The organism is Gilliamella sp. Imp1-1, assembly GCF_001690415.1.
GTDB classification, from domain to species: Bacteria; Pseudomonadota; Gammaproteobacteria; order Enterobacterales; family Orbaceae; genus Gilliamella; species Gilliamella bombi.
The window spans coordinates 20,636-31,766 of record NZ_LZHK01000070.1; the positions used below are offsets into that span (position 1 = coordinate 20,636).

Sequence of the window (11,131 nt, forward strand, 5' to 3'; positions counted from 1 at the left end):
AATTTTTTAATAGTTCTGTTTAAAAAATATCTTTCCGCAGATAATAACAGTGTCAAAAAGTTTCAGGTAACTATACGTTTGAGTATGGTCTATAATTAAATGTCCCTAATAGTTACAAACCCTTCTCTAATCCTTGCTTAGCTATCGCAATCACATTTTTCAAATCAACACCTTGTGCTTTGGCAGCAAAAATACAACCGCAGTAACATTGACGATACACATCATACTCCTTGCATAATTCAATAGAGCGTTTATAACCGTTATTCTTTTTGAAATCAGAAGGCAGATAATTGACCGAAAAGATCTCTTGAATTTCAAACCCCAGTTCGTTTATTTTTTGGCTATTCTTTTTAGGGCTTAGTGTTAAAGCGCTTGCAAAATAGTCAAAACCCAATTCTTGTGCTTTAATTGCGGCCAGATCTAATCGCATTTTGTAACAAATATGGCAACGCTCTCCTCCTTCTGGCGCATCACGTAAATGACCAACTTGTTTAATAAATTCTGCTGGCTGATAAGGTGCTTCTAAGAATTGAACGTTATTACCTGTTTTTTGATTAAAGTCAGCAATAAATTTCTGTTGCACCATACTACGATGCTCATATTCAACTCTGGGATGAATATTAGAATTAGCAAAATAAATTGTAATATCCGCATATTGTGCTAAATACTCTAAAACATAGGTACTACAAGGTGCACAACAACTATGAATTAATAACTTTGGTCGAATTGATTCTGATTGCCAATTATTAATCACTTCTTTTAAAACAGAATCGTAATTTACTTTATTATGTGGATTTAATTTTTCGAGAATATTTTTAGCATTAATTAACATGAGGACTCATTTATTTTGTTTTCTATTTTCTGGGGTCTAGCTAACTAAGAGCTTAGTCGGTCAATTATGATATAGCTATACACTCTAACCTTCAAGGAGAAAACCAAAATTCTATATCTAAATTTATGAAACTGACATATTTTTATATATAACAAATGAGCTTTATCATAAAGCTAAAAAAGAAATTCAAACATATTAATACAGCTGCAAATTAGTGCCATTGCTGACGTTGTTGTATCAATCAATTTTTTACTTGATTATTTATAATAAATGAACTATTGCTAATTTAATTTTCTCTCCTAGCATTCGTCGACATTATCTTTTGAACATAACGTTTTTCTAAAATAAATGCGATACAAAAATAGACAATGGTTAATATCCACAAATGCCAATATTGCTGACTAAATTCGGAAAAACATGCTCCCATTTGATTTATTTTTACTGACCCAACTATAGCTGGTACAGCTGGAAATATATAGCCAATAAAATGGAACAAAGGAGGCATCAATTCTTTTGGCCAAGATAATCCTGTAACAAAAAAGATAATCATACTTGACGGTATAATTAAGCAAAACACATCACTTACCGTATGGACAAAATGTGAAACAATTTTACCTAATAACGAAGTGGACAAAATAAAAGGAAGAATAAATAGTAAGGAAACAGATAGATGACTTAGGCGCGGTAAGTCATACCAATAGTTAGCAAATACGGTATAAATAATAAAATAGATTAAATAAAGTACTAAATAAGTCAATAATTTACCAGAAAGCAGTAATAATGCCGATGAAACCGTGTGATTTTGTTTATTAACAAAAGCTATTTCAAAATCAGAATTTTTACTAAATAGACGGCATAAAATACTACCGATAAATAATGTCTGATTTAAGATCAAAATAAAAGCGGCTGGAATAATATAGGTTGCATATCCTGATTGAGGATTAAATAAACTAATTAACTGGCTATTAAAAGGAGAAACATTATTATTTGCTACTGCAGGATCGACACCTTGCGCTATTTTGCGTGAAATTGAAATTTTAGCGCCAAAATTACTGGCAACGGTATTAATGGCGGTAGCAACATTACTATAAATTAAAATATAGCTCGCATCGCCATAATATGACACTGGGCTAGTTTTTCCTTCTAATATATTCTTTTGAAAACGGTAAGGTATGAGTACAACTCCATATATTTTACGTTCTTCGATAAGTTTTTTAGCCGTTTCTAAGTCTGCAATATGTAAGTCTATATTGATGGACTTATTAGCATCAAGTTGTCTTACTAGATCTCGACTGTAATTGGTATTATCTTGGTCAATAACAGCAATAGGAACATCTCGGATTGCTTCATGTAAATAAGGTTGTGGGTAAAAGATGAAATAGATAAATATTCCCACAAACATAACGCTAACTATCGCTTTGGTTTGGAAAATTCGTTTTAATTCATCATAGGAAATTAATAGTAAAGATTTAATCATATCAACCGCCTACGGATCTTTCGTAAAAAAAGATAAACAAGAATAACCATAACACTTAATTGGATCACTAAATAAACAAACGGTTGTAAGGAAGTTACTATATTTGGCGATCTTAATGTTTGATCAAGACGAATTTGTATATACCATGTTACAGGTAATAAAGCACTCCAAATATAAGCAAAGGTATTCATTGCAATCCGAGGGAAAATAAGCCCAGTAAATCCAAACGCTGGTGATGCTACTAAGCTTGCAGTGCCATAAGCTTGTGCTAGTGTTGATCCCGTTAAACCAAAGAAAATGCCATACAAACATGAAGTCAAAATAAAGCCTATATCACCAAGTATAAGCAATATTAAATGTCCATTTAAAGGTAAATTAAAATTAGCAATTAAAACCGTATCAAATAGAATCAAGCAAAATAAAAAATAGATAAAATAAGGAATAATGCGTCCTAATAAAAAGATAAAAATATTATGATTAGCTAATTTTAATATTTGCTGATACCCCGTTCCAGTAAAACGATCACGAGTAATACTAGTAACCATGGCCATCATAATAATGATTTGTAATATAGTAGGAATTAAACCACTAATTAACGTATATAGATAATTTAAAGTTGGATTATATAAAGGATGTAAACTTGTCGGTATAGTTTGCATTTGGCTTTGTGCTACTGGTGAAGCAATTCCTTTTTCTAATAATCCTTGCAATACTATTTGACTATTTGCTGTTTTCAATGCGGAACTCATCGCCCGAAAAATAATCGTTCCAGCTGACATATACTGATTATTATAAAAAGCGACAACTTCTGGCTGATGACCAGCTATAAGATCTTTTTCAAACTCATGCTGAATGAAAAGCACAGCATAAACATCACCTTTAATCAACGCATGTTTAGCTGAGGTAAGATCTTGATAACGTTCAGCTACCTGTAGTTGAGGTGAAGCAGCAACTTGTTGAATCAATAAGCGAGATGATTTGGTTGTATCTTGATCAACAACAGCAATAGGTACCTGAGTAATAACACCGGCATGATACATATAAACAAATAAAAAAATAAATAATAAAGGATAGATGAAAACTAATAAACACAAAATACGTTGTTTAATTAATTTACGAAGTTCCCATCCAATTACTTGAAATAGCCGGTGATGCATTAATATCGTTCCTTTTTTGTGTAAAATCTCGATATTATTCAAGCTAGCGAGATTGCCACTTTGTAGTAACACTCATTCCTGGGCGGAGACCTGACACTTTATTAATTGGTTTAGCACGCATTTCAAAAGTCTTTAAGTCAAAATCACCCGTTGCTTTAGTCGCCTGCCAATTCGCATATTGACCTAAAGCATTTAATACAGTGACTTTAACATCTATAATCTGATTATTTAATGCCGGTACTCTTACTTGAAACATATCACCAACTTTAAGGTTTCCCAGCAAATCTTCACGTATATTAAAAGTAAACCAAATATCATTTAAATCAATAATAGAATAAAGCGGAGTACCTGGACTGTATAATTGCCCTGTTTCAGCGACTCGAGTCGTAATTTGACCGTTAATTGGAGAAACTAAAGTTAATTCATTAACATCAGCTTTTACTTGCGCCAATGCTGCTTCTGATTGTTCAACTTGCACATCGGCTAATTTTTTCTGTTCTACACTGCTACCGTTTTCGGCTAGTGATAAGTTAGCTTTAGCGGCTTCATAAGCTTTAATGGCCGCTTGATATTGATTAAAGGATTCATCATAGCTTTGCTTTGAAACAGTGCCATTTTTAGCTAAACGATTAATTCTTTCATAGCTAGTTTGAGCTAAATCTAAATCTGATTTAGCTTTATCTAACTGCGCTTTTTGCACATCAATTGTTTCTGGTCTAGTGCTATAAGTATTATCACGACTCGCCATTGCTACTTTTAATTGCGCTTCTGCTGTTGCAAGCTGAGCTAACAATGCAGGATTTGAAAGAGTAAGAAGAACTTCACCCTGCTTAACATCGTCACCAACATCATAATTAAATTGGTTTACTCGACCTTGAACTCTGGCAGCAACATCAACACGATTAGATTCAACTTCACCTTGCAAAATAATAGTACTAGGTTGATAAGCAAAATATATAATAACAACCATAGTAATAACAGCAATGATCGCTACAATCAAAGAAAAACGTTTTTTATGCATAAATTGGGCTTATAAAGGTTAAAGCAAAATTGCAATATTAGTATTGAAAATAATATAAAGCCAAACACTTAAATACGCAATAAAATATATACTGTTATATGTGTTAACGATTAAAAAATATTTATCCTTTGTTATGAACTGATGATCTTTTGTATTTATATATTAATCAACAATGCATTGGTAGCCGCATAAATATGAATCCCAGAGATAACATGCAGGCATAATTCCTTTATCATTATCATATCTTATTAAAACAGAACGATAAGGGATAAATGAATATTAAGCAATGATTGAGCACTGTGAACACGGTAATATCGATGGAAAATAGGGTTGTTGATATTTACTAAATTAGTATACTGGTATTAAAGGTGATGATTTCAGACAAAACATGAGAATATTAGCTCCATTCCATACATCTTTTCAATTCACCTAATAATGTGCTTGTATCAATTTTTAAGTTTTTAAAGAAATAGTTATTCATATCATGATTATGCCACAGTGAATTGATGATTTCATGGGGATCAGTGACTACATAGTTATGACCTTGTATGGCTCCACAATGTAGACAAACATTTGCCATATAATGTTCATTGAGTGTTTTACTGTACTTCATTTTAACAGTTGGTACATTTAAGCTAAGCAGGCGATCAATACTGGAAATATCACCGACTCCAATCCCGTGTAATACAGAAAAAATTGGATCTAATTCGGATAGCTCGTAATACAAATAGTATGAATAGACTGGCGTTTCTTGCTGACATTTCCAACACTGTTTTTGCCATTGATAAATATTGACACCATATTTACGAATGAATTCATAAACTAATTCGGGGATCTTTAAAGTTGATTTACAAACTGGATAACGGGAGCAACCTGCAAATATCCCATATTTTCCGTCTCGTATAACATAATGCCCTTCACAAATTTTACATTGGATAAATTTATTCATATTTATAATTCTGTTATCTGATGTTTAACAGCATATTACGTAACTATTCAATTCTTAGTATCCATATTATGTCGTTTCTCAAATTTTTGTAAACAATACGAGTAATCCTTACAACTAATTTTGCAATAAAATATAGGACATTATGAGCCCATATTTACAATTGAACTACGAAAACGTCTTAAAGCAATTAAAAAGAATACAGTACCAATTACCAATAACCACGCAAATGAAGTCCAAACCACGCTTAAACCAGCACCTCGATACAGTATTGCCTGCCCTAATTCAACAAAATGCGTGGTTGGAGCAAACATCATAATGTTTTGCACAATTTCAGGCATACTTTCACGCGGAGTACTACCCCCAGATAGCATTTGTAGTGGTAATAAAACTAAAATTAGTAACATTGCGAATTGCGCAGTGGATTTTGCTACTGTTGCCATAAATATCCCAAGTGACGTTGTAACAAAAAGATGCAATGCAGCTCCAATCAAAAATAAGCTTACCGAACCTGCAATTGGTACTTTTAGCCAACTATGAACAACTAACAACAATGCCACCCATGTTGATATTAATACCACAAGTCCCATTGACCATACTTTGGAGAGCATAATTTCAAAAGGGGTAACAGGCATAGCAAGGAGATGGTCAATCGTACCATGTTCCCGCTCTTTCATTAAGGCGGCCCCAGTTAAAATAATCGATAATGTTGTCACAATATTAATAATTTCCATGACTGAACCAAACCAAGATCGCGTTAAATTAGGATTAAATGCAGTATGCACTTGTATATTAACGGGCAAATTAGTTGCCTTACTGTAACGATTAACATATTCAGTCACTTCACCAGTAACAATCTGTGTTATATAACCATTCCCAACAAATGCTTGCCCCATTCGTGTTGCATCAATATTAAGTTGAATTTCAGGACTTTGACTATTTAGCACATCACGTTGAAAATTAGGCGGAATATTTAAAGCAAACGTATAATTATCCGTATCCATACCATGATCAACATCATTCATTGAGTATAATTTAACGGGATCATTAAACATTGGCGGATAAAATGCTGCAATAATTTGCCGTGATAACGGTGAGTCATCTTCATCAACAACTGCAATCGAAGCATGGTGCAACGAATCAGAAGTAGCTGTTGCGGCAATGTAAATATCAAAGGTAAAGCAATAGCCAATTAACAACAACATGATAGGATCACGCAATAGACCCCATAACTCTTTAATCCCTAAGCGATAAATATTAATTAAACTTTGCATAATATCTATCCTTCTTGTTTTTTAAGAAGAAAAATACTTGCCCCAAGAACAATGGGGATTGTGACCAATAAAGCAAATATTGAATTGTGCAGATCCATAAAACCAAGTGCTTTATTAAACACACCGCGAGCAATAATTAGCATATGTGTTGTTGGATAAACTTCACCAATATAACGACCACCACCTTCTAGAGATGCGACAGGATTGAGTAATCCGGAGAATTGAATTGCTGGTAGCATTGTACCTACGCAAGTTAAAAAGATAACGGCAATTTGGCTACGAGTAACAGTTGAAGCTAACAAACCAAAACCCGTTGAAATAATACAGTAAGCAAAGGCAGCAAGGCATAAAGTAAATAGACTTCCTTTTACGGGAACAGCAAAAATGGTAATTGCCATAAATAACAATAATAAAAAGCTAAACATGGAAATAATGATATAAGGCACTTGTTTACCTAGCAAAAATTCAGCTTTAGTTACTGGAGTTACATATAAATTGATAATTGAACCCATCTCTTTTTCACGCACAACCGATAAAGCCGCCAGCATAGATGGAATCATCAATAATAAAATTGGTATTACAGCCGGTACCATGGAAGGTAAGCTTTTAATATCAGGATTATAACGGTATCTTGTTTCTATATTTGCCAAACTAGTTGAGGATTTTCCTGTTACTTCTTTTACTTTTTCACTTAGCCAAGCAAGATGCATTCCTTGAACGTAACCTTTAATTGTTTCAGCTCGTAGCGGCATTGCCCCATCAATCCAAATAGCAATATCAACAGGAGCACCTCGTTGTATATCTCGACCAAAATTGGGAGGGATTTCAATTGCTAAAGCGATTTCATTACTTTTTAACCGCGCATCCATATCGTTATAATCTGTAATTGGCGCTTTTTCAATAAAATAACGTTTAGAACCAGATAAATTAAGAATATAATTTTGACTAATTACACTTTGATCTCGGTCAAGTACAGCAAAATTCAGATCTTCAACATCCATCGTAATACCATATCCCATAACTAACATTAAAATTGCTGAACCTAATAACGCTAATAATGCTCGTAAAGGATCTCTAGATAACTCAAGTGTTTCACGCCATAAGCAACCTATCATACGGTTAAGACTAAACCCTTGAACATGATGATTTGGTAATGTTTTTGTTTCTTGATTGAGTATTTCTTTTGGTGGTTCAACAGAGTGTTCTTCTGCATTACTATCATCAGCACCTGCATCAACAAGATAGTTAATAAAGGCCTCCTCTAATGTTTTAGCATGTTTAGAGCTAATAATGTGATCAGGAGTATCGCTTGCTAATACTTTGCCTGCATGCATTAATGAGATTCTATCACACCTTGCAGCCTCATTCATAAAATGAGTTGTTATAAACACTGTTACTTTATCTTTTCTAGACAGTTCGATAATTAAACGCCAAAAATCATCTCGAGCAATGGGGTCAACGCCGGATGTTGGTTCATCAAGGATAAGAATTTGTGGATTATGCACAACAGCAACTGACAATGAAAGCCGTTGCTTTACCCCTAAAGGTAAGCTATCGGGTAGATTTTCTGCATCTTGTTCTAAACCAAAACGTTTTAGTAATTCTTCAACGCGGGCAGGTATTTTACTTTCTTCAATACCAAACAGGCGTGCATGTAGAACTAAATTTTGTTTGACCGTTAATTCACTATATAAAGAAAATGCCTGAGACATATACCCCAAATGACGCCTAACGTTAATGTCACTAGCATCAACAGGTTTACCAAATAACCATGCTTTTCCTGATGAAATCGGTAATAAACCCGTTAACATTTTCATGGTGGTTGATTTACCACAGCCATTTGAACCTAAAAAGCCAAATACTTCACCTTGTTTAATTGAAAAATTAACATGATCAACTGCGATAAAATTACCAAATTGTTTAGTTAAATCTTTTGCTTCTATGGCTGTTTGCAAATCTTTATTAAGATCTAAAGGTGGAATTTCGACAGTTTGATAACCTTGTCTAGCACTTTCTGGCATTAGCTGAATGAATGCATCATCTAAATTATCTTTTCCTGTCTTTACTAGTAAGGATTTTGGTGTGCCAGTTTCAAGAATCTTACCGCCATACATTGCCACCAACCAATCAAAATTTTGAGCTTCGTCCATGTAGGCTGTTGCAACAATCACACTCATTTGGGGTCTTTGTTCACGAATTTTGTTAATTAACTGCCAAAATTGGGCTCTGGAAAGTGGATCCACCCCAGTTGTAGGTTCATCAAGAATTAACAAATCAGGATCGTGGATTAAAGCCGAACATAAGCTAACTTTTTGCTTCATACCACCGGACAGTCGCCCTGCCGGTCTTGATAAAAATGGATATAACCCAGTACTACGCGTTAATTCATCAATACGGTGACGACGCTCGGCCGCATCATTACCAAACAGACGAGCAAAAAATTGTAAATTTTCTTCAACGGATAAAGTAGGATAAAGGTTTTTGCCTAACCCTTGCGGCATATAAGCAATACGTGTGCAAACATTTTTACGGTGTGTTTTATCTTTCATATCACCGTCAAATACATATACTAACCCATCTTGAATAAGATGCGAACCAGCAATTAATGATAATAAACTTGATTTTCCAACACCGTCTGGTCCTATCAATCCAACCATACATCTTGGCGGTATAGCTAAAGTGATATTATCAAGAGCAAGGTTCTTTTTATAATGCAGTGATACATCACTAATTTTTACCACTGCATCATCAAACGATTTAGCTTCGGTTGATAAAGCTAAATCTTTATTGTCGGATTCTGACATATGCTATCCCCAATTATTTTGTTGGACATTTTGCAATATCAGATAAGCCTGACGGCCACGAAGCTTTTGGATCAAGTTTTACCCAAGCTACACCTGGTAAACCTGTTTTAACTTGATTTATAAAACATCTTAATAATTCAGGGCTTAATTGCGCTTTTACTCTAAACATCAATTTCTGACGCTCATCTTTAGTTTCAACAGTTTTAGGCGTAAACTGCGCAACGCTTGATACAAACGATATTTTGGCAGAAATTGCTTTATCTGGTAGTGCATCTAAAATCAATCTCACTTCATCACCAATACCCACTTTACCTGCGACCGTTTCAGGTAAAAAGAATGTAAGATAAACATCATACAAATTAACTAAATTTAATACTTTTCCGCCTGAAGGTAAAACTTCACCTAATTGTGCTATTCGGTATTGAATACGACCGTCAACAGGGGCATTTAAAGTACTATCATCAATATCAGCTTGAATTCTTTTAATATTAGCACTTGCAACATTGATTGCCGATGTGGCGCTATCAACCCCCGCTTCGGCTACTGCAATCGCTGCGTCAGCGGCAGTAACTTGTGATTTGGCTGAATCTAGTGCTGCTTTAGCATTGTTTACTTTAGCAGTATCGTCATCAAATTGTTGAATAGATATTGCACCTTTTTGATATAGTGCGGTAGTTCGTTGTAAATGTTTTGAGGCGATATCTAAGTCACTTTCCTTTTGGCTTACGCCTGCTTGCGCTGCAACTTTATCACTCATTTTTAATGCCACTTGCGCTTTAGCACTTGCTTCATTACTAACCGCTTGGCGGTATTGTGCTTGGGCTTCATTAAGTTGTGCTTGTAAGGTATCAGTTTGCATGACGGCTAAAGCTTGACCGGCTTTAACAAAATCGCCCTCATCAACATTAATTTTTTCTATTCTACCAGCTAATTTAGCTGAAATATTGATTTCAGTCGCTTCAATACGTCCGTTGCCACTAATAAAATCTGAACCATACCCATCAGTTTTTAATTGCTGCCATAAAATAAAAATAATAGAAATAATAACAACTGCAATAACAATCCATTTCCTGCTTATATTTTTCATATAACACCTTATTTTTTTAAAACGATTCATAATAATTTTTAACGAGATAACAAATCGTTATGGCCTAATCAATTGCATCGTTTAAATAGTATCAAATGTTTATGGCAAATAATATCTGTTCATAAAACAATCGCAATAAAAGCTAAAAAAATAAGCAGGATGGTTTTATATTTTATTTATAGATTTGAAATTAATAACATCATTATATTATGCAATAAAGCTGATATGCTCATTGCAACTTGATAAGTTATTTATAATAAAAGACTTATTATTTTATATTTCCTAGATTACACCATGAAGTGCAATTCTTCTTAACTCCTTAGAATAAAAATCGGCAGGGCTTTTAAACTTATGCCGTTTTCTTAGGCGTGTGTTCAACAGATATTGTATTTTCTTTATCTGTTTGTCGTCAACTAATGAAATGGCCGCTGACTTAGGTATAAACTGACGTATTAAGCCATTGGTGTTTTCATTTGTGCCTCTTTGCCAGCTTTTATAAGGCTCCGCAAAGTACACGGTGGTGTTTAAATAAT

9 protein-coding genes are annotated in these 11,131 nt (G+C 34.0%); all 9 read right to left on the reverse strand.

Features of this window, described 5'->3' with window-relative positions; all coding sequences use genetic code 11:
• Nucleotides 1–112: 112 nt before the first annotated feature.
• Nucleotides 113–832: an epoxyqueuosine reductase QueH gene (locus tag A9G38_RS06680; protein WP_034913007.1), complete on the reverse strand. Its 720-nt coding sequence runs from the start codon at nucleotides 830–832 to the stop codon at nucleotides 113–115.
• Between the two features lie 286 nt (nucleotides 833–1,118).
• Complete coding sequence (locus A9G38_RS06685; RefSeq protein WP_034913003.1) at nucleotides 1,119–2,309, reverse strand: ABC transporter permease; 1,191 nt, start codon at nucleotides 2,307–2,309, stop codon at nucleotides 1,119–1,121.
• The gene (locus tag A9G38_RS06690) at nucleotides 2,306–3,466 is read right to left on the reverse strand and encodes an ABC transporter permease (protein ID WP_051634242.1); all 1,161 of its coding nucleotides are present in this window, start codon (nucleotides 3,464–3,466) and stop codon (nucleotides 2,306–2,308) included. The genes A9G38_RS06685 and A9G38_RS06690 overlap by 4 nt, the downstream gene beginning before the upstream one ends.
• A 43-nt stretch (nucleotides 3,467–3,509) precedes the next feature.
• The gene (locus A9G38_RS06695; protein WP_034913000.1) at nucleotides 3,510–4,487 is read right to left on the reverse strand and encodes an HlyD family secretion protein; all 978 of its coding nucleotides are present in this window, start codon (nucleotides 4,485–4,487) and stop codon (nucleotides 3,510–3,512) included.
• Between the two features lie 397 nt (nucleotides 4,488–4,884).
• The gene (locus A9G38_RS06700; protein WP_051634241.1) at nucleotides 4,885–5,436 is read right to left on the reverse strand and encodes a topoisomerase DNA-binding C4 zinc finger domain-containing protein; all 552 of its coding nucleotides are present in this window, start codon (nucleotides 5,434–5,436) and stop codon (nucleotides 4,885–4,887) included.
• Nucleotides 5,437–5,576: 140 nt separating this feature from the next.
• Nucleotides 5,577–6,707 carry an ABC transporter permease gene (locus tag A9G38_RS06705; protein WP_034912995.1) on the reverse strand — a complete coding sequence of 377 codons (1,131 nt, stop codon included), beginning with the start codon at nucleotides 6,705–6,707 and terminating at the stop codon, nucleotides 5,577–5,579.
• Between the two features lie 5 nt (nucleotides 6,708–6,712).
• Entirely contained in the window at nucleotides 6,713–9,511 is a 2,799-nt protein-coding gene (gene rbbA, locus A9G38_RS06710) for a ribosome-associated ATPase/putative transporter RbbA (protein ID WP_051634240.1), read from the reverse strand.
• Between the two features lie 13 nt (nucleotides 9,512–9,524).
• The gene (locus tag A9G38_RS06715; protein ID WP_034912991.1) at nucleotides 9,525–10,598 is read right to left on the reverse strand and encodes an HlyD family secretion protein; all 1,074 of its coding nucleotides are present in this window, start codon (nucleotides 10,596–10,598) and stop codon (nucleotides 9,525–9,527) included.
• A gap of 282 nt (nucleotides 10,599–10,880) precedes the next feature.
• The coding region (locus A9G38_RS12650) for an IS30 family transposase (protein ID WP_176713237.1) at nucleotides 10,881–11,131 on the reverse strand (251 nt) is incomplete at its 5' end.

Coding starts and splice junctions, on each gene's coding strand:
- A9G38_RS06700 (WP_051634241.1), bottom strand. CDS start 5,436: ATGAATAAATTTATCCAATGTAAAATTTGTGAAGGGCATTATGTTATA.
- A9G38_RS06685 (WP_034913003.1), bottom strand. CDS start 2,309: ATGATTAAATCTTTACTATTAATTTCCTATGATGAATTAAAACGAATT.
- A9G38_RS06715 (WP_034912991.1), bottom strand. CDS start 10,598: ATGAAAAATATAAGCAGGAAATGGATTGTTATTGCAGTTGTTATTATT.
- A9G38_RS06695 (WP_034913000.1), bottom strand. CDS start 4,487: ATGCATAAAAAACGTTTTTCTTTGATTGTAGCGATCATTGCTGTTATT.
- rbbA (WP_051634240.1), bottom strand. CDS start 9,511: ATGTCAGAATCCGACAATAAAGATTTAGCTTTATCAACCGAAGCTAAA.
- A9G38_RS06680 (WP_034913007.1), bottom strand. CDS start 832: ATGTTAATTAATGCTAAAAATATTCTCGAAAAATTAAATCCACATAAT.
- A9G38_RS06690 (WP_051634242.1), bottom strand. CDS start 3,466: ATGCATCACCGGCTATTTCAAGTAATTGGATGGGAACTTCGTAAATTA.
- A9G38_RS06705 (WP_034912995.1), bottom strand. CDS start 6,707: ATGCAAAGTTTAATTAATATTTATCGCTTAGGGATTAAAGAGTTATGG.